This window comes from Candidatus Pelagibacter bacterium nBUS_36, from assembly GCF_051201215.1.
Lineage (GTDB): Bacteria > Pseudomonadota > Alphaproteobacteria > Pelagibacterales > Pelagibacteraceae > Pelagibacter.
On record NZ_CP172839.1, the window covers coordinates 1250432 to 1268357 of the forward strand.

Below are 17926 nucleotides of genomic sequence, written 5' to 3' on the forward strand. Positions count from 1 at the left end.
CTAATTAATAAATTTATGTCAGAAAAATATCTAATCTTTGGTGCGACAGGTTCTATTGGTTCAAGTCTAGCTGAACAGTTAAAAAATTCTAGAAACGATATTCACTTAGTTGCAAGAAATGAAAGTGAAGTTAGTGCTATTGCAGAAAAATTAGGTTGTACATATACAGTTACTGATGTCTTGGAAGATGGCTTTATTGAAAAAGTTAAAACAGATGTTGCTGAAATAAAAGGTATTGCTTATTGTGTTGGGTCAATTGATCTTAAACCACTAAGGATGGTTACCGAACAAGATTTTAACAAATGTATGAAATTGAATCTTTATTCAGCGGTAGAAGCCATTAAAGGATATCAAGAAAGTTTAAAAAAAAACAAAGGTTCTATAGTTTTATTTTCCACAGTTGCGGCTCAAAGGGGCTTTACCAATCATGCTATAATTGCTTCAGCTAAAGCAGCAGTCGAAGGTCTGACTGTTTCACTTGCAGCAGAATTTGCTCCTAATATAAGAGTTAATTGCGTTGCCCCAAGTTTAACAAAATCAAAAATTGCAGAACCTATGTTAAAGAACACTACAATTGCGGAAGGTATTGCTAAAGCCCACCCATTAAAAAGATTGGGCGAAGGAAAAGACTCTGCCTCTCTTGCTAAATTTTTAATTACAGAAGATAGCTCTTGGGTAACTGGACAAATAATTGCAGTTGATGGTGGTAGATCTAAATTATCTTAAATATTTTCTCATTTTGAGTAAATAAAGCTCATTTCTAAAATAGAAAAAAATAATTAAAATTTAATTTTCTTGATTAAGAAAAAAATTTTTTAGTTGATAAATTACCTGTTGAGGATTCTGTTCAGGAATAAAATGTCCAGACTCTATGGCTTTTCCAGTAATTTTTTTATTAGAATATTTTTGCCATATTTTTATTGAATTGAATTGTTTTCCTATAACTCCACTTTTTCCCCACAAAACTTGAATTGGAATATTAAGTTTTTTACTTTTATCTTTTTTATCATGTTCTAAGTCTATTGTATCGGAAGCTCTATAATCTTCACATGAAGCATGAATTCTTTTTTTTTGTTTAAATGATTTAAGATAAGCTTCTTCTGCTTTACCAAACTTATGTTCTCCAGACCATTTATGTAAACAGCTTTTCATCCATTTTCTTGGATCACTCATTATCATTCTTTCTGGCAACCAAGATGACTGGATTAAAAAAAACCAATGAAAGTATGCTTTTGCAAATTTTCTATCAGTACTTTCATACATGTCTAGCGTTGGACAAATATCTAAAACACTTAAAGCTAAAATTTTTTCTCTAAAGTCTCTAGCCATTCTATGAGCAACTCTTCCGCCACGATCGTGGCCTGCAAGAAAAAATCTTTTAAATTTTAATTTATTCATTAGCTGAATCATATCTTTAGCCATTTCTCTTTTTGAATAATTAATATGATTTTTGCCGCCAGGTAAAACTAAACTATTTCCATATCCTCTTAGATCAGCAACTACTACTGTAAAATATTTGCTTAATTCTGGGGCAGTTTTATGCCACATGATATGGGTTTGAGGATATCCATGCAGCAAAAGTAATGGAGGTCCATTGCCTTTATATCTGCAAAAAATTTTTCCTTTATTTACTTTAATTAATCTTTTTTTAAATCCTTCAAACATGATTGAAAAATTTAATCATTCAATAATTTTTTTTTTGCTTTTTCAAATTCTTCTTCAGTAAGTACTCCACTTTGACGTAATTCATTAAGTTTTGTAATTTCATTACTTAGCTGATCGTTATTTAAGGGTTTATCGCTTGTATCTTTTTCTTCCTGCTCTTGAGGTCTATTATCAACTTTAGCTTTAAAGCCTTTCATGATTGCAGTACCTCCTAAATAGAAAACAAAACCTAATATAGGGAGTGCTATCGCAAAAAATATTATTTTTTCCATAAATTAATCTTCATCCTCATCACGCCAGCCTTTTTGATACATTAAATATCCAGCAAGTATAACAGAAAAGACTCCTGCTATCATTCCAAAATCAAATCCTACTTGTTTTCCATAAAAATACCACCCTAGCTGTGTTGCTCCGATAGGAACAGCTGTTAGCAAGATCATTATAATTCCAATTCTATAAGGGTAAGGAGGTTTCTTCATACTTTACCTTATCAAAAAGTAACTGATATGATAAAGAGTTAATTATGGGTCAAATTATCTTAGTCAATAAAGATGAGTTTTTTATTTATAAATAACTAATTATTTTGAGATCTTTTAAAACAATCAACAGTGTTTTTTAATAAACATGCAATAGTCATTGGTCCTACTCCACCTGGGACTGGAGTTAAAGCTTTTGCAACTTTAGACACTTCGTCAAATGCAACATCACCGACTAATCCATTTTCAGTTTTATTAATACCAACATCAATTACAATTGCATCTTTTTTAACCCAATCACCTTTTACAAGCTCTGGGATACCAACAGCTGCAACAATTATATCTGCTTCTAAACATTCTGCTTTTAAATCTTTCGTTTTTGAATGAGTAATAGTAACTGTGCAATTTTCTTTAAGAAGGAGTTGTGTCATTGGCTTACCATTTAAATTTGATCTACCAACTACAACTGCTTTTTTACCACTTAGATTTGGTTCAATTTTTTTAATCATCAAATAACATCCTAATGGAGTACAGGGTACTGAACTTTCATAACCAGATGATAAATTACCAACATTCATTGGGTGAAAGCCATCTACATCTTTTGAAGGAGCAATAGTTTCAATAACTTTTTGTTTATCAATGTGTTTTGGCAGTGGAAGCTGAACTAAAATTCCAGAAATGGTTTCATCTTTATTTAGTTCTTCAATTTTCTCTAAAACAGTTTTTTCTTCAACGGTATCAGGATATCTAATTACCTCAGATTTTAAACCTACTTCATTTGCTGATTTTTCTTTATTACGTACATAAATTTGACTTGGAGCCATATCGCCAATTAGAATCACCGTTAAACCTGGGACTCTATTATATTTGGTTTTTAACTCAGCAACTTCTTGCTTTAATTCTTCTCTAAGTTCTGCTGCCGCTTTTTTTCCATCTATTAAAATCATTTTACTTCCTTAAAAAATCATTGGTGCAATGTACAGCTTCATACACATTTCAATAAACCAAATCAATAGTAGAAGAATTATTGGGGATATATCAAGAGAACCCAAATTAGGTAAAAAACGTCTAATTCTTTGTAAAATTGGGTTTGTTAATCGATAAGATAATTCTAAAATGGAGTAAATAAATCTATTTTGAGTATTTAAAACATTAAAAGCGATCAACCAACTTATTATAACGTTAGCTATTACAACATAAGAGTAAAGTTTTAAAATTTGTAAAACTAGATAAAAAATTGCTATCATTTTTTTTCTATGTAGATCGACTGACTTGGGAAAGCAAAAGCTGCATTGTTTTTTTCCACAATTTGTTTAATTTCAATTGCTAATCTCTCTTTGACCTCTAGCCATGTTTTAAAGCTATTAGAAGAAGTAAAACATCTAACCCTCATATCAATAGAACTATCAGAAAATTTTTCAACCCCAACAACAACTCCTACTGACTTATCAAAATCATTATTTTCATTAATATGACTTTCTATTTCATTTCTAACTTTTTTTAATTGGTCAACTGTAGTGTCATATTGAAGTGTTATTGCCCAATCTATTCTCCAATTAGTAGTTTCGCTAATATTTATAACTGCATTTTCAGCAAACTGAAAATTGGGTATTATGGCTAAAGACTTATCAAATTTTCTGATAACAGTTGATCTAAATCCAATTTTTTCCACTATACCCTCAATGATACCGTCAACTAAAATCCAATCACCAATTTTAAATCTTTTTTCAACAAGAACTAAAATACCTGAAATTAAATTTTTAAATAAATCCTGTGCACCTAATGCTACGGCCACACCAAATAGTCCAAGTCCTGCAATAATTGGGCCAATCTTTATTCCCCATAACTCAAGTACTGCCGCAAGTCCCAAAATAAAAATTAAAATTTTAAGAGATTTAATTATCCATCCAATTAATTCTCTAGTTAAAAGTTTATCTAGCCCACTTAAAATATAAGAAATTGGTTCAATAATTTGATGAATAACCCAAAATATTAAAATAGTAATTAAAGTTCTATTAATAGTATCCACAACCTCTCGGCCTTCATTTGAAAAAGTCATATAATAACTTGCAATAAAAAAACCAAGAACAATTGGTAAAAATCTTGCAGGTCCTTCCAAGGCGTGAACGAAAGTATCATCAAGTTTATTGGTTGTTCTTTTTGAAATTATTTCTAATTTTTTGATTATCAGCTTACTAATTAAGCCTCTAAAAACTAAAAAAACAAAGAATATTCCAATACCAATTAATATTTGAAAAATATCAACTCCTAGAATTCCCTTTTTCCAAACTGATAAAAATACATCAGAAAAATTATTTATTATTTCCATAGCTAAATTTTATATAACAAAAACTCTTCTTCTCCAGGATTAAAAAGAAATATCTTCTTCCACTTAATTTCATTCAATATTGATGAGGTTTTTTCACCAATGCACATTACGTTTGTATTCATCCAAAGACTTTCAGATTGATGTATTTTGATAAAATTAAGAAAACTTAAGGCACTATTTTGAGAGTAAATATAAACCATATCAGGCATTTTGAGCTTTAATTCACTTACAAATTTATCATCAAAGTTTTGATTATGAATAGTTCGATAATTAATAACCCTTTTGATATTATATCCCTCTTTTAATAGTTGTTGATCAAGATCAACAGAAACTGTTTCACCACTTATATAAATTAAATTGCCATCTTTTTGATTAAAATTTTGTAAAACAAGTTCTTTTAAATTTTCAACATTGCCTTCAGCTGAAATTACATTTTGAAAACCAACACTTCTAGCTTTTTTTTCAGTAGCACTTCCCACGCAAAAACATAAAAGATTTTTATCAACATTTTTCAAATCTAAAAATTTTACAGCGTTTGCACTTGTAAAAATAATACCTTTAAAATCTGAAAAATTTATCTGTTCGTAGTTTATCTTTTCTATAATTAATAACGGAAGATGAGAAACTTGATGTCCCAAAGATTGAAATTTTATAATCATTTCAGAACAATCTTCTAGTGGTCTAGTTAGTAAAATATGCATATTATCTTTTATAAGAATTATTTGATTTAATTTTTAATATCTGTCCTACCTCTTTACCAAGTGTTTTTGCATTTTCAATTTTTGAAAATTTTTTTTCATAAAATCTCTTACTGCCATCTAAAGAAAAAAGCTCAGCTTCTAAAATAATTTCATCACCTTCTATAATGGCATGAGCTCCCACAGCTGTTTCGCAGTCACCTTCTAAAACTTTGAGAACATTTCTCTCTGTATGAGCTCTTAGGGATGTTTCTTGGTCATTAATTTTATCTAAAACAGAAATAATTTCGTTATCATCCTTTCGACATTGAAGTGAAATAATTCCTTGTCCTGCACTTGGAATTATTTCTTGGGTTGAAAAAACTTCTGTAATTTTATCTTCTATTGATAAAGATTTTATTCCTGCATAAGACAATATTATTGCATCATACAGACCATCATTTAATTTTTTAATTCTTGTGTCAACATTTCCTCTTATAAGCTTGCAATTAAGATCTGATCTAATCTTTTTAATTTGAAATTCTCTTCGATAAGATGAAGTTCCAATTATTGCATTATTTTTTAATTCATTAAGTTTTTTTTTATTTTTCGTAATTAAAATTTCTCTAGGATCATTTCTTTCTAAAAACGTATCTGTTATTAAATCATCAGTTTCAATTGCTGGCATATCCTTTAATGCATGGACGGCTATATCAATTTTTTTATCCTGGAGTTCTTTTTCTATATTTGTTGAAAACAAACCTTTGCCACCTACTTCTGACAGCCTTATATCCTGAACCTGATCTCCTTTTGTTGTGATTTCTTTGATTATAACATCTTCATCATCTAACTCTGTATTTTGAATAATCTTATCTTTAGCATTTTGAGCATAAATTAATGCTAACTTGCTACCTCTAGATCCGATGATAATTTTTTTACTCATAAATAATTTTATTTCTTACTTGTATTGAGATTGTACAATTAATAAAAACTATTTGAATGAGTAAAAAACCCTTAATTCTTGGAATAGAATCTAGTTGTGATGAGACTGCAGCGTCCATAATTACTGAAAATCAACAAGGAAACCCAATAGTTTTATCTAATATTATTTCGAGTCAAGTTGAAGTGCATAAGGAATTTGGAGGTGTAGTGCCTGAACTTGCGGCTCGTGCTCACATGGAGAAAATAGATTGGATTGTTCAAAAGGCTATAGATGATAGTGGCAGAAAAATTGAGGAGATTGATGCCGTAGCTTCTACAGCTGGTCCTGGTTTAATAGTTTGTTTATCAGTAGGTTTAAGTTTTGGTAAAGCTTTTTCTTTGGCATTAAATAAACCGTTCATAGCTGTTAACCATTTAGAAGGTCATGCATTAAGCCCAAAACTTGATTCATCTTTAAACTATCCTTACTTACTTTTGTTGATCTCAGGTGGACATTCACAATTTTTGAATGTTCAGGGACTTGGTAAATATAAAAGATTAGGTACAACAATTGATGATGCTTTAGGTGAAGCTTTTGATAAAACAGCAAAACTTCTTGGAATTGAATTCCCTGGTGGACCACAAATTGAAGTTCTTGCAAAAAAAGGTGATCCAAAAAAATATGATTTACCTAAACCAATTTTTAATAAAGGTGGATGCAACTTATCTTTTGCTGGACTTAAAACTGCAATTTTAAGAATAGCAAAAAATATTAAAACAGAACAAGAAAAGTTTGATCTTGCAGCATCATTTCAAAGAACAGTTGAGGAAATATTATATAAAAAAACTAAAATAGCATTCGAAGAATTTGAAAAACAAAATAAATTGAAAGAAAAAATATTTGTGGTTGCTGGTGGAGTTGCTGCTAATAAGAATATTAGATCTATGTTAACAAATCTATGTAATGAAAGAAATTATCAAAGTATGTTTCCATCGATAGAATTATGTGGTGATAATGCTGCAATGATTGCAATGGTTGGCTTAGAAAAATTTAAATTAAAACAATTTAATAATTTAGATCATCCAGCAAAACCAAGATGGCCATTAGATGAAAATGCTGCGTTTCTCAAAGGTGCAGGAGTACAATTATAATGCAATATTAGTTAATGAAACCAACACTCTTATATTTCGATAAACCCCTACCAACTTCCGCTGGCCTTTACATTATCTTTACAATTAAAAATGATGATTAAAGCTAACTGTAATCATCAAATGTGTAGTACTTAGTGTAGTGTGATTTAATAATAATAATTTATTAACATTGGGATTTAGCTAATTAAATTAACAGCCAGAACTAGAACCAGAAGAACCAGAAGAATTATCAGAACCACCACTTGCAATTGCAGCAGCCATTTCTGTTTTTCCTTTAACAGTCAGTTCATAAGTGCCTGACGAATTTTGTTGAGCCTCAAACCATTTTGTTGATGCAGCGCCTGTACCTTTCATTTCAACATAAGTTTCAATTCCAGTTTTAGCTTTTATTTTAACTACATTTCTAGTTTTTTTATCTATCTTTATTTTAATAGTTCCGTACCTAAACTTGCCTTCATAAACTTTTCTTTGAGCATCTGTATACTTTCCATTGCCATGAATTCTATTTTTAGAAACTTTGCCTTCATAAGTAGACCCATCTGAAAAAGTAAAAATACCCACACCATGAGCTTTTCCTTTTTTTACTTCTCCTTCGTAGGTAGACGCAGCAAATTTTAGTGACTCAGCATACGCAATATTAGTTAAGCTTGAAAAAGTAATTAATAAAATAATTATAAAAATTTTTAAATTTTTCATAAAATTATAATTCAATATAATATTTTAAAAGTCTATTAAAAAATATTGTTTGCTATAGGGACTAAATAGCTAAAAAATACATATTTCTTGGTATTTTGTAAGTTTGATTTTTGTAGATTTTAAGTGTCGCTTATCAGTTGTAAGATCATTTAGCTCAAGAGTTTCTGGGATTTGAGATATTAAAACTTTATTTATTTTTTTTGTTCTTTGAAAAGAGTTACAGATCAATTTTTCTACTTTTTTATTCAATTCTTTATTCAATAAAAGTTTATTATTTTTTTTATCAATTGAATAAACCCAATAAGGATGCGTAACTATAAAGTCTATTTCTATATCAAGCTTATTTGCTATCTTATTTAATTCATTAAAATATTTAGTCAGGTTTTTGTAAAGTTTATCTTGATCTGAATTTAAAAATACATTTTGCATTTTTTCATTATCATATCTACTTACAGTAAAATTTTTATTTAATAATAAATTCTTAAAAACTATCAATCTATATTTAAAAGGATATTCTAAAATTTCATCTAGCTCATAATCTTTTAAAGCTACAAAATTCTCAGGGTTCCAATAATCTAAAATTCTGTAAAGATCAGTAGAAAAACTAAATGTGACAATTATTTTTTTTTGTAAAATTTTTTTATTTTTATTTAAAAAATTTGTAACTTCATAAGGACCATTGTTTGGCGCCGCATATATAACAAAATTATTTTTTTTATATAAAGTATTTAAATAATGCTGCTCGATATTTTCTACATCTAGACCTAATACTTGGCTGTCGCCAAAGACTTGTATTTTATTGTTTACAGTTTCATCACTGAGTAATCTTCCACCATAATTATCTGTTTGATATTTGATTATTGTTTTTCCCTGCTTTACACAAAAAGATGCACTTTGAGGTAAGTGAACATAAGATTCATTAAAACCATAGGGTAAAAATGATAAACAACCCTTGGCATCTGCCTTTGGAACAAATAAAATAAAATATACCAAAATAGCTAATAAAATGTTTTTAATACCAAAAAGTAATCTTAAAAAATTTGATCCTGAGAGAAGTTGCTTTGTTTTGAATGAATTTGCTTCAGCAGAATTCTCATCAGCAGTTGAGATGTTATTTGCAGCAAAAGTTGTTAATAATAAAAAGCTTTCTGATGGTTTCATAAGACATTCTTTAGACGAATATAAACATTGTTTTATTTTTACAAATATAAAAAATCAAATAATTTCAGAGTATAAAATTAACAAGAAAGAATTAAGTTTTGTACCCAGTCACATTTATAATAAGGGATATATTTATATAGATCACTTTATTTTTGAAAAAAAGAAGTTAAATGATTTTGCTATATTTGTTGGGGCAAATGAAGAAATTGCAGAAAAAAAATTGATAGCCTTTTCAAATCATCTTAAAGAACATAAACCTTGGGCATACACAGAAATTCAAAATATTTTAAAAGATGAAGAAAGGCATGCTGAATATTCTCTTAAATTTGCAAAAAATAATAATAGCTTTTTTTCATATAAAATAAAATTAGCTAAAGAAAAAACATTAAGTTTTTTTAGGCACATTTATGCAAATAGCTTAAATAAATTTTCTTTTATCTTTAACCCAATATTAATAACAATCTTAATATTTATAAGTCTCATAACTCACTTTTTGAAATTAAAAAAAAGTATTACAGATGAAGATGTAATGAAAAATATAGAACCTAATTCTATAACTTAACATGTACTACATTGGAGTATCTGCCTATTATCATGAATCGTCGGTTTTTTTAACAGACAACAAGGGAACTAATTGCTTTTTAAAAGAAGAGTCCTTTAGCAGAATAAAAGGTGATAAAAATTTTCCACAAAGATGTTTAAAGTTCTTAATTAAAAAATTTGATTTAAAAAATGAAAATATTAAATTCATATGCTTTTATGAAAAACCATTTAAGTCATGGTGGGAAATTTTTTATTATTCAATTAAAAATCCATTACAAAATAAAAGTTTTTTAATTCATCATCTAAAAAATTTTAACAAAGGATCAATTTTTTTTTATACAGACATAAATAAATTAATCAATATTTCAAGAAGCAAGATTATTTATTCATCACATCATCTAAGCCATTGCTTATACGGCTTGTCAGTTATTAAAAATGTTTCTGATTATGTTTATGTCACTTGCGATGGTGTTGGGGAGGGAGAGACAATGTCTTTTTATACAATAGATAATGATTATAAAATTAAAAAGATTTGGACTAATTTTTACCCAAACTCAATTGGCTTACTTTACTCTACAATCACCGATTATCTTGGTTTTGAAATTAATGAAGGTGAATTTAAAGTCATGTCTCTAAGCTCGTTTGGAAAACCAATTTATGAAAAAGAATTTAATAAAATTTTTGATATTAATAATTTTACAATCAATATGGATTATTTTGAATTTCATAAAAGCCCAAGCAAATCTTTTTCAAAAAAATTATGTCAAGTATTTGGAGACCCTTACCTAAACATAAGTGAAGAGGTAAACTTTAAGAAATATGCAGATATAGCAAGCTCAGCTCAATTAATTTTAGAAAATACAATGAAAAACTTGATTCAAAAAGCAATGGATTTATCTGGCAAGAGCAAGATTGTATTAACAGGGGGTGTCGCCTTGAATTGTAAAATGATTCACAATCTATCTAAGCAAGGTATTTTTGAAGAATTGATTGTTCCACCTTCACCAGGTGACTCTGGATCTGCCATAGGTGCTGCAAATTTTGCCTTTTTAGAAAAATCAAAAACAAAAACACTTGATTTTAGTGGTATTTTTCTTGGTCCAAAGAAAAATTTTATTAATAAAAAAGAAAGTAAAGATAATTTTTTTTCAAAAATTAATTTAACTAATGAGTTTGCAAATGAAACAGCAACTAAATTAATAGAAGGTGAAATAATTGCTTCCTATTATGGATCCAATGAAATTGGACCAAGGTCTCTTGGTAACACTTCTATTTTTTGTGATGCTAGAAACCAAGAAACTGTGAATAATTTAAACTTAAAATTTAAAAAAAGAGCATACTTTCAACCTTTGGCTCCAATTTTACTAGAAGAAGATTTTCATAAATACTTTTCAATAAACAAAAGTATTATAAGAAATTTGGAATGGATGGGAACTTTGTGTGATGCTAAAGAAGAACTTTACAATAAATATAGTTCAATCATACATGTCGATGGAACTTGTAGGACACAAATTGTTAAAGATGAAAATTCCTTAACTTATAAAATTTTAAAAAATCTTAAAAAGAGTGGTTCAGATATATTAGTTAATACTTCTTTTAATATATCAAAAGACCCTATTGTATTTGACTTATATGATGTTTATGTAAACATGAAGAGAATGGATATTAAGTTCGTTTTAATGGATGATGGATTATATCAAGCTAAAGATATATGAAAAAAATAATTAATTACTTTTTTTTAATAAGTGATTTTAGAAAAAAATATGGATTAGTTAAAACTTTATTTTTTCTTATCTTTATAATTTTGATATTATTTTTTTCTATTTTTGTTTTTTTTCAAATTTTTTTACCCTTTACTTATATTGCAATATAAATTAAAAAATCTTATAAATTATGTCAAAATCCTATTGGCTAATGAAATCAGAACCTGATGTTTGGTCAATTGATCAGCAAAAAAAAGTTGGTCCCAAGGGAGCTCCATGGGATGGTGTTAGAAATTATCAAGCAGCAAAAAACTTAAAGAATATGAAAAAAGGTGATCTTTGTTTTTTTTATCATTCAAATATAGGAAAAGAAATTGTTGGTATAGTTGAGGTAATAAAAGAGTTCTATTTAGACAAAACCGACCAAAGTGGTCGGTTCGTTGCTGTTACAGTTAAATTTAGAAATAAGTTGTTAAAGCCAGTCACTCTTGAAGAAATCAAAAAAGATAAGCAATTAAGCCATTTAGCATTAATAAAACAAAGCAGACTATCTGTCATGCCAGTTGACTATAAAAGCTGGAAAATTATAAATAACATGAGTAAAGTTTAGATATAAAATTATTTCATGCCAAAAAAAAAGAAAAAAACTAAAGTAAGAAAAAAAGCTTCAAAAAAAGTTAAGAAAAAAACTAAAGTAAGAAAAGAAAATGGAAAAACTACTCCTGAAATAATTATTAAAACAAGACCTGAGTGGATAAGAAATAGTTTAGCTAATAAAAGCAAATATCAAGAAAAATATTCTCAATCTATAAAAAATAACGATGAATTTTGGAGAAAAGAAGGAAAAAGAATTACTTGGATCAAACCATATAAAAAAATCAAAAACGTAAAATACAGTACAAAAGAAGTAAAAATTAATTGGTTCCAGGATGGAACCTTAAATGCATCAGCAAACTGTATTGACAGACATTTAAAAGATAAAAAAGATAAGACTGCAATAATTTGGGTTGGCGATGATCCTAAAGATAGCCAAAAAATATCTTACAAACAACTTCATCAAAAAGTTTCAAAAGCTGCAAATGGTCTAAAAAAATTAGGTATCAAAAAAGGTGATCGAGTTACAATTTATTTAACTATGATACCTGAGCTTGCAATTTTAATGCTTGCTTGTGTAAGAATTGGTGCGGTGCATTCAATTATTTTTGGGGGTTTTTCAGCTGACTCTATATCAGGAAGGGTGAATGATTGTGAGTCTGAATATATTATTACGGCTGACGAAGGTGTAAGAGGTGGAAAAACTATTCCACTTAAAGACACAACAGATGAAGCATTGCTTAATTGCCCTAATGTTAAAAAATGTATTGTTGTCAAAAGAACAGGAAATGACATTAGCTGGCATCACAACAGGGATGTTTGGTACCATGATTTAATTAAAGACGTTCCTAATCACTGCGAACCTGAAGAAATGAATGCAGAAGATCCTTTGTTTATTTTATATACATCAGGTTCAACTGGTAAACCTAAAGGGGTTTTACATACTACAGGTGGTTATATGGTTTATGCTTCAATGACTCATCAATATATTTTTAACTATAAGCCTAAAGATATTTATTGGTGTACAGCTGATATTGGATGGGTAACTGGTCATAGCTATATTATTTATGGACCGCTTTCTAACGGTGCAACAACAATAATGTTTGAAGGTGTTCCAAATTATCCTGATAATTCAAGATGGTGGCAAATAGTTGATAAATATAAAGTTAACACATTTTACACAGCACCCACTGCAATTAGAGCTTTAATGCGTGAAGGTGATAAACCAGTTAAAAAAACATCCAGAAAATCACTTAAATTGCTTGGTACTGTTGGAGAACCAATTAATCCTGAGGCATGGATGTGGTACTATAAAACTGTTGGAAACTCTAAATGCCCAATTGTTGATACTTGGTGGCAAACTGAGACAGGTGGAATAATGATTTCTCCCCAAACAGGTGCTATTCCTCTAAAACCTGGCTCAGCAACAAAACCTTTTTATGGAATTAAACCTGTTCTAGTCGACAAGAATGGTAAAGAAATTAAGGGTCCCGGTGAAGGAAGACTTTGCATAGCTCAATCATGGCCTGGACAAATGCGAACGGTATATGGAGATCATCAAAGGTTTATTGATACATATTTTTCACAATTTGATGGAAAATATTTTACAGGTGATGGATGTAGAAGAGACAAAGATGGATATTATTGGATAACTGGAAGAGTTGATGACGTAATTATAGTTTCAGGACATAATCTTGGAACTGCTGAAATTGAAAGTGCATTTGTTGCTCACCCAAAAGTAGCTGAAGCGGCTGTTGTAGGCTACCCGCATGATATCAAAGGCAATGGATTATATTGTTATGTAACTTTAAATGCTGGCGAACGTGAAACGGGTGAACTTGAAAGAGATTTAAAACTTTGGGTTAGAAAACAAATTGGACCTTTGGCTACTCCAGATTTAATTCATTTTACTCCTGGACTTCCAAAAACAAGATCTGGAAAAATAATGAGAAGAATTTTAAGAAAGATCGCAGCAAATGAACATGGAGAATTAGGTGACACAACTACCTTAGCTGATCCAAGTGTAGTTGAAAGTTTAGTTGATAATAGAAAAAATATTTAAAATTCGATAAGCTTTTCAAATTCTTGTTTAACAATATCCCACTTCAATATCATTGAATTTAATACAATTTTTCTATCTAAAGTTTTAAGTTCTTCAGCTATTGGGGCCCACTTATATAAAGATAGTGCACTTGGATTAAATGGTAAATCGTTATAATAGTTTTCCCAATTTACGTTTTGTATTCTTTCATCAAAAGTTTTTTTTGCCTCATCAATTATATCTAATGGCATCTTATTTGATGTTTCATCATCTAAAATTTTGAAAAAAATTTCTTTAACTTTGCTAATATCTTGGTAATTGAAATTAACTTTTAAATATGAAAAAGTAAAAAAAGTTAAATCTTGTAAGGCAACAGAATAAATATTCCATTTAGCTAAATTAACAGACGACATGAATTCATCGTTATCGAAATGAAGAACATATTTAGTTCCCATTCGAGTTTTTAAATAGCTATATAGTGTAACTTGTGTAACCCATGCAGATTTAGTTTGAATAAAATGTTCAAGCTCATCTAAATTTTTAATTTTTTTCTTTGGAATAAATGCTTTAAACAAAGCAAACAAATAAACTTTAAAATCTTTAAATGATAAATCTTTCCAAGTTAGCTTATATTTATTCATAAAATGGTTGTTTAGAATAATTGTATATTAAAAAACTCAGTAAATAAGCACCTAATGTGAACAATTTTCACCTTTTAATAATCGTCAGAATGGTTATGGTTTTAAAAGTTATAACTAAAAAGAGAGAGGTATAAATGTCAAACGCACAAAAACACTGGGAAAAAACCAGGTCATTGTTATTCGTAACACTGGCAATCTGGTTTGTTTTCTCAATTGGCATCTTCCTTTTTGCAGCTGAAATGAATGAGGTTACTGGACCTTTCGGTTATCCATGGACATACTGGTTTACATGTCAGGGATCTCTTGGAATTTTCGTAATCTTAGTTTTCTGGTTTGCTAATAGGCAAGAGAAAATCGATGAAGAATTCGGCTTCAACGAAAGAGGAGATAGCTAATGATTAAAGGGAAATTTATAGACAATTTGCCTAAAGTTTACGGAATCTATACTGGAGGTTTCATAGGTTTCATAATCTTAATGGCAATTGGTGAGCAGATGGGTATGAGCGCAAAAGCAATAGGTGTTGGTTTTGTAGCTTTTACAATATTCATCTATGCTTTAATTGGTTATCTATCAAGAACAGCTCAAGCAGATGCGTATTACGTAGCTGGAAGGCAAGTTCCAACTGTATTCAACGGTATGGCGACAGCAGCAGACTGGATGTCTGGTGCATCATTCGTTGCAATGGCAGGTGGTATTTACTTTAAAGGTTACGGCTATATGGCGTTACTTGTCGGTTGGACTGGTGGTTATGTATTAGTTGCATCATTATTAGCACCATACCTAAGAAAATTTGGATGTTACACAGTTCCAGATTTTATTGGTACAAGATACGGTGGTAATTTAGCAAGATTACTTGCAGTAATAGTTTTAACTGTTGCTTCATTTACTTACGTGACTGCACAAATTAACGCTACAGGTACTATTGCTTCTGTTGCTCTAGATATCGACTTTAAATACGCTGTATATATTGGACTAATAAGTATTTTACTTTGTTCAATGTTAGGGGGTATGAGAGCGGTAACTTGGACACAGGTTGCACAATATATCGTACTAATTATAGCTTACTTACTTCCAATTTTTTGGATCAGTAACAAAATGGGTGCAGGTTTCTTCCCTCACTTTATGTTAGCTGATGAAGTAGCTAGAATTGGTGAGTTAGAATCGCAGTTTGGTTTTGTTAAAAACTCTGCTGCTGATCTAGCAACGGTACCTAAAGGGTTAGCTGGAATAACTAAAGCTCACTCTGCAGTAAATGCTACACCTTGGGCATTTATTTCGTTAGCATTAGCGATGATGATGGGAACAGCTTCATTACCGCATGTGATGATGAGATACTTTACTACTCCAAGCGTGAAGGCTGCTAGAAAATCAGTTGGTTGGTCGTTATTCTTTATCTTCCTACTGTACTCTTCTGCACCAATGTTAGCGACACTATCTAAACTATCGTTGATTGACCCGACACTACCAACAGGTATTATCGGAAAATCATTTGCTGAAGTTCAAGCAATAGATTGGTTTCAAAACTGGAACCAAGCAAACTTGATGTTCATCAGTGACTTTAACGGCAATGGAACTCTTGAATTGAATGAGTTTTTCATGGGTGGTAAAGCGGTTGTGTTAGCAACACCGGAAATAGCTGGATTACCATATGTAATCTCAGGTCTGGTTGCTGCTGGAGGTATGGCTGCTGCCATGTCAACAGCTGATGGTTTAATTCTGGCAATTGCGAATGCGATTTCTCATGATGTTTATTACAAAATGATAGATCCAAAAGCAGAGACTGCAAAAAGACTACTTGTTGCAAGGGTATTACTTGTAGTAATTGGTTTTGCTGGAGCAACTATTGCTGCAATGGAAATCCAAGGAATCTTAGGTTCGGTTATCTGGGCTTTTGACTTTGCGATGTCTGGCTTGTTCTTCCCACTTGTACTTGGTGTATGGTGGAAAAGAGCTAACAGAGAAGGTGCTATTGCTGGTATGGCTTTAGGTCTTGCTTCATCTATTTGGTACCTAGTTTGGGTGCGAACTGGTGGAAGTGGATTCTTAGGTATTACTCAGTTAACGTTTGGTATCTTCGGAGCAGCTGTGAGTTTCGTAGCTATGGTAGTTGTAAGTTTAATGACTTCAGCTCCTAATGCTGCAACACAAAAAATGGTTGATGAAGTTCGAGTACCTAGTGGCAGAACTGTTACTGGCAAATAGAGCTAATAAATCTTAATTCTAGGGGCGATTAATTTCGCCCCTTTTAATTTAATCTTTTTTCCAATATAAATTTCTTAATGTCTGCAAACTTTCATCCCTTAGTTTATTTTATAGACTACCTGCTTGGTGTCATCATGTGGACTTTAATAGGAAGAGTAGCGATGAATATTTTTCAAAGAGAAGATTCAGAATTTTTTTTTATGAAAATATTTGTCAAATACACCAATCCTTTAATAAAAATATTTAAACCAGTAACACCATCTTTTATCATCGCACCATTAGTCCCATTATATGTTGCCTGGTTCTTTTATATGATCAGATTTTACTTTATGCCTTGGATTTTGGGTTATTCTGTAATGGGAATGTTATCGTTTCCTCTAGAAAGTGAAATTTCTAGACAAATTTATGAATTATTTAATTCAATAAAATTTTAAAAATTGATACTAGTAAATTTAGTAATCAATGAAAAATATAAAAATTTCACCATCAATCTTATCAGCTGATTTTAGTCAATTAGGTAAAGAAATTAAAAGACTAGAGGATGGTGGTGCGGACATGATCCACGTGGATGTGATGGATGGCCATTTTGTTCCAAATTTAACTATTGGACCACCCGTAATTAAAGCTCTCAGAAAACAATGTTCTATTCAATTTGATGTGCATTTAATGATTTCTCCTGTTCATAAATATATTGAAGCATATGCTGATGCTGGAGCAGATATTATTACTATACATCCAGAGGCAACTGATAATTTGGAAGCTTCTATATTGAAGATTAAAACATTAAATAAAAAAGTAGGAGTTTCTCTAAACCCAGAGTCAAAAATTGATTTAATTTTTGATTTACTTCATAAAATTGATTTAGTTTTAATTATGAGTGTTAATCCAGGTTTTGGTGGTCAAAAGTTTATGCCTGAAGTTTTAGATAAAATTAAAGAACTTAAAAAAATTCAAACTGAAAAAAATATAACTTTTGATATCGAAATTGATGGTGGGATAAACTTTGATAATTGTAAAATAGCAATCGATGCAGGTGCAAATATTTTAGTTTCAGGCACAACAATATTTAAAAGCAATGATGGAGATATTAAAAAAAATATTAATTTATTAAAATCAAAATAAGT

Annotated in this window: 21 protein-coding genes; 10 read left to right on the forward strand and 11 right to left on the reverse strand. The window is 29.9% G+C overall.

The features are described from left to right. Positions 1–15 precede the first annotated feature (15 nt). Positions 16–726 carry an SDR family NAD(P)-dependent oxidoreductase gene (locus ACIJYI_RS06765; protein ID WP_435113957.1) on the forward strand — a complete coding sequence of 237 codons (711 nt, stop codon included), beginning with the start codon at positions 16–18 and terminating at the stop codon, positions 724–726. 60 nt (positions 727–786) lie between these two features. On the opposite strand, the gene ACIJYI_RS06770 is transcribed toward ACIJYI_RS06765, so the two are convergent. The 8 genes from ACIJYI_RS06770 to hemC all read right to left on the reverse strand — a co-directional run bounded on the left by ACIJYI_RS06770 (position 787) and on the right by hemC (position 6090). Further along, positions 787–1665: an alpha/beta hydrolase gene (locus tag ACIJYI_RS06770; RefSeq protein ID WP_435113959.1), complete on the reverse strand. Its 879-nt coding sequence runs from the start codon at positions 1663–1665 to the stop codon at positions 787–789. A gap of 11 nt (positions 1666–1676) precedes the next feature. After that, entirely contained in the window at positions 1677–1937 is a 261-nt protein-coding gene (locus ACIJYI_RS06775) for an SHOCT domain-containing protein (protein ID WP_435113961.1), read from the reverse strand. Between the two features lie 3 nt (positions 1938–1940). Further along, positions 1941–2144, reverse strand: a complete 204-nt coding sequence (locus ACIJYI_RS06780; RefSeq protein ID WP_435113963.1) for a hypothetical protein — start codon at positions 2142–2144, stop codon at positions 1941–1943. Between the two features lie 95 nt (positions 2145–2239). Beyond that, positions 2240–3088: a bifunctional methylenetetrahydrofolate dehydrogenase/methenyltetrahydrofolate cyclohydrolase FolD gene (gene folD, locus ACIJYI_RS06785; protein ID WP_435113965.1), complete on the reverse strand. Its 849-nt coding sequence runs from the start codon at positions 3086–3088 to the stop codon at positions 2240–2242. 9 nt (positions 3089–3097) lie between these two features. Further along, a complete protein-coding gene (locus tag ACIJYI_RS06790) occupies positions 3098–3388 on the reverse strand; it encodes a YggT family protein (protein WP_435113967.1) in 291 nt (96 codons plus the stop codon). Then, positions 3385–4470: a mechanosensitive ion channel family protein gene (locus ACIJYI_RS06795; RefSeq protein WP_435113969.1), complete on the reverse strand. Its 1086-nt coding sequence runs from the start codon at positions 4468–4470 to the stop codon at positions 3385–3387. The genes ACIJYI_RS06790 and ACIJYI_RS06795 overlap by 4 nt, the downstream gene beginning before the upstream one ends. A gap of 2 nt (positions 4471–4472) precedes the next feature. Beyond that, on the reverse strand, positions 4473–5171 hold the full coding sequence (locus tag ACIJYI_RS06800; RefSeq protein WP_435113971.1) for a uroporphyrinogen-III synthase: 699 nt from the start codon (positions 5169–5171) through the stop codon (positions 4473–4475). A gap of 1 nt (position 5172) precedes the next feature. Next, positions 5173–6090, reverse strand: coding sequence for a hydroxymethylbilane synthase (gene hemC, locus ACIJYI_RS06805; RefSeq protein ID WP_435113973.1), 918 nt, complete (start codon positions 6088–6090; stop codon positions 5173–5175). A 56-nt stretch (positions 6091–6146) separates the two neighbouring features. On the opposite strand from hemC, the gene tsaD reads away from it, so the two are divergent. Then, complete coding sequence (gene tsaD / locus ACIJYI_RS06810) at positions 6147–7220, forward strand: tRNA (adenosine(37)-N6)-threonylcarbamoyltransferase complex transferase subunit TsaD (RefSeq protein WP_435113975.1); 1074 nt, start codon at positions 6147–6149, stop codon at positions 7218–7220. A 189-nt stretch (positions 7221–7409) separates the two neighbouring features. On the opposite strand, the gene ACIJYI_RS06815 is transcribed toward tsaD, so the two are convergent. Together ACIJYI_RS06815 and ACIJYI_RS06820 are read right to left on the reverse strand one after the other, a co-directional pair. Next, a complete protein-coding gene (locus ACIJYI_RS06815; RefSeq protein ID WP_435113977.1) occupies positions 7410–7916 on the reverse strand; it encodes a hypothetical protein in 507 nt (168 codons plus the stop codon). 69 nt (positions 7917–7985) lie between these two features. Next, a complete protein-coding gene (locus tag ACIJYI_RS06820) occupies positions 7986–9077 on the reverse strand; it encodes a hypothetical protein (protein ID WP_435113979.1) in 1092 nt (363 codons plus the stop codon). Between ACIJYI_RS06820 and ACIJYI_RS06825 the strand changes: the two genes are divergently transcribed. The 4 genes from ACIJYI_RS06825 (at position 9025) to acs (ending at position 13979) form a co-directional block, all read left to right on the forward strand. Beyond that, a complete protein-coding gene (locus ACIJYI_RS06825) occupies positions 9025–9639 on the forward strand; it encodes a hypothetical protein (RefSeq protein WP_435113981.1) in 615 nt (204 codons plus the stop codon). The two genes, ACIJYI_RS06820 and ACIJYI_RS06825, sit on opposite strands and share 53 nt — an antisense overlap. A 1-nt stretch (position 9640) precedes the next feature. Then, positions 9641–11335, forward strand: coding sequence for a carbamoyltransferase N-terminal domain-containing protein (locus tag ACIJYI_RS06830; protein ID WP_435113983.1), 1695 nt, complete (start codon positions 9641–9643; stop codon positions 11333–11335). A gap of 199 nt (positions 11336–11534) precedes the next feature. Beyond that, entirely contained in the window at positions 11535–11933 is a 399-nt protein-coding gene (locus tag ACIJYI_RS06835; RefSeq protein ID WP_435113985.1) for an EVE domain-containing protein, read from the forward strand. A 15-nt stretch (positions 11934–11948) separates the two neighbouring features. Further along, on the forward strand, positions 11949–13979 hold the full coding sequence (gene acs, locus ACIJYI_RS06840; RefSeq protein WP_435113987.1) for an acetate--CoA ligase: 2031 nt from the start codon (positions 11949–11951) through the stop codon (positions 13977–13979). Here the strand turns inward: acs and ACIJYI_RS06845 are convergent. Further along, the gene (locus ACIJYI_RS06845; protein WP_435113989.1) at positions 13976–14599 is read right to left on the reverse strand and encodes an esterase; all 624 of its coding nucleotides are present in this window, start codon (positions 14597–14599) and stop codon (positions 13976–13978) included. The two genes, acs and ACIJYI_RS06845, sit on opposite strands and share 4 nt — an antisense overlap. Before the next feature lie 134 nt (positions 14600–14733). On the opposite strand from ACIJYI_RS06845, the gene ACIJYI_RS06850 reads away from it, so the two are divergent. The 4 genes from ACIJYI_RS06850 (at position 14734) to rpe (ending at position 17924) form a co-directional block, all read left to right on the forward strand. Then, positions 14734–14994, forward strand: coding sequence for a DUF4212 domain-containing protein (locus ACIJYI_RS06850; protein ID WP_435113991.1), 261 nt, complete (start codon positions 14734–14736; stop codon positions 14992–14994). Further along, a complete protein-coding gene (locus tag ACIJYI_RS06855; RefSeq protein ID WP_435113993.1) occupies positions 14994–16802 on the forward strand; it encodes a sodium:solute symporter family protein in 1809 nt (602 codons plus the stop codon). Before ACIJYI_RS06850 ends, ACIJYI_RS06855 begins: the two co-directional genes overlap by 1 nt. Before the next feature lie 77 nt (positions 16803–16879). Further along, positions 16880–17236: a hypothetical protein gene (locus ACIJYI_RS06860; RefSeq protein ID WP_435090184.1), complete on the forward strand. Its 357-nt coding sequence runs from the start codon at positions 16880–16882 to the stop codon at positions 17234–17236. 28 nt (positions 17237–17264) lie between these two features. Continuing rightward, positions 17265–17924: a ribulose-phosphate 3-epimerase gene (gene rpe / locus ACIJYI_RS06865; RefSeq protein ID WP_435113995.1), complete on the forward strand. Its 660-nt coding sequence runs from the start codon at positions 17265–17267 to the stop codon at positions 17922–17924. Positions 17925–17926 lie beyond the last annotated feature (2 nt).

Bases quoted from the DNA above. Each gene is read 5' to 3' on its own strand.
- folD (WP_435113965.1), bottom strand. From the start codon at position 3,088: ATGATTTTAATAGATGGAAAAAAAGCGGCAGCAGAACTTAGAGAAGAA.
- ACIJYI_RS06845 (WP_435113989.1), bottom strand. From the start codon at position 14,599: ATGAATAAATATAAGCTAACTTGGAAAGATTTATCATTTAAAGATTTT.
- ACIJYI_RS06820 (WP_435113979.1), bottom strand. From the start codon at position 9,077: ATGAAACCATCAGAAAGCTTTTTATTATTAACAACTTTTGCTGCAAAT.
- ACIJYI_RS06860 (WP_435090184.1), top strand. From the start codon at position 16,880: ATGTCTGCAAACTTTCATCCCTTAGTTTATTTTATAGACTACCTGCTT.
- ACIJYI_RS06830 (WP_435113983.1), top strand. From the start codon at position 9,641: ATGTACTACATTGGAGTATCTGCCTATTATCATGAATCGTCGGTTTTT.
- ACIJYI_RS06780 (WP_435113963.1), bottom strand. From the start codon at position 2,144: ATGAAGAAACCTCCTTACCCTTATAGAATTGGAATTATAATGATCTTG.
- ACIJYI_RS06765 (WP_435113957.1), top strand. From the start codon at position 16: ATGTCAGAAAAATATCTAATCTTTGGTGCGACAGGTTCTATTGGTTCA.
- ACIJYI_RS06835 (WP_435113985.1), top strand. From the start codon at position 11,535: ATGAAATCAGAACCTGATGTTTGGTCAATTGATCAGCAAAAAAAAGTT.
- ACIJYI_RS06795 (WP_435113969.1), bottom strand. From the start codon at position 4,470: ATGGAAATAATAAATAATTTTTCTGATGTATTTTTATCAGTTTGGAAA.
- ACIJYI_RS06855 (WP_435113993.1), top strand. From the start codon at position 14,994: ATGATTAAAGGGAAATTTATAGACAATTTGCCTAAAGTTTACGGAATC.
- ACIJYI_RS06770 (WP_435113959.1), bottom strand. From the start codon at position 1,665: ATGTTTGAAGGATTTAAAAAAAGATTAATTAAAGTAAATAAAGGAAAA.
- ACIJYI_RS06825 (WP_435113981.1), top strand. From the start codon at position 9,025: ATGTTATTTGCAGCAAAAGTTGTTAATAATAAAAAGCTTTCTGATGGT.
- ACIJYI_RS06775 (WP_435113961.1), bottom strand. From the start codon at position 1,937: ATGGAAAAAATAATATTTTTTGCGATAGCACTCCCTATATTAGGTTTT.
- hemC (WP_435113973.1), bottom strand. From the start codon at position 6,090: ATGAGTAAAAAAATTATCATCGGATCTAGAGGTAGCAAGTTAGCATTA.
- tsaD (WP_435113975.1), top strand. From the start codon at position 6,147: ATGAGTAAAAAACCCTTAATTCTTGGAATAGAATCTAGTTGTGATGAG.
- ACIJYI_RS06850 (WP_435113991.1), top strand. From the start codon at position 14,734: ATGTCAAACGCACAAAAACACTGGGAAAAAACCAGGTCATTGTTATTC.
- ACIJYI_RS06790 (WP_435113967.1), bottom strand. From the start codon at position 3,388: ATGATAGCAATTTTTTATCTAGTTTTACAAATTTTAAAACTTTACTCT.
- rpe (WP_435113995.1), top strand. From the start codon at position 17,265: ATGAAAAATATAAAAATTTCACCATCAATCTTATCAGCTGATTTTAGT.
- ACIJYI_RS06800 (WP_435113971.1), bottom strand. From the start codon at position 5,171: ATGCATATTTTACTAACTAGACCACTAGAAGATTGTTCTGAAATGATT.
- acs (WP_435113987.1), top strand. From the start codon at position 11,949: ATGCCAAAAAAAAAGAAAAAAACTAAAGTAAGAAAAAAAGCTTCAAAA.
- ACIJYI_RS06815 (WP_435113977.1), bottom strand. From the start codon at position 7,916: ATGAAAAATTTAAAAATTTTTATAATTATTTTATTAATTACTTTTTCA.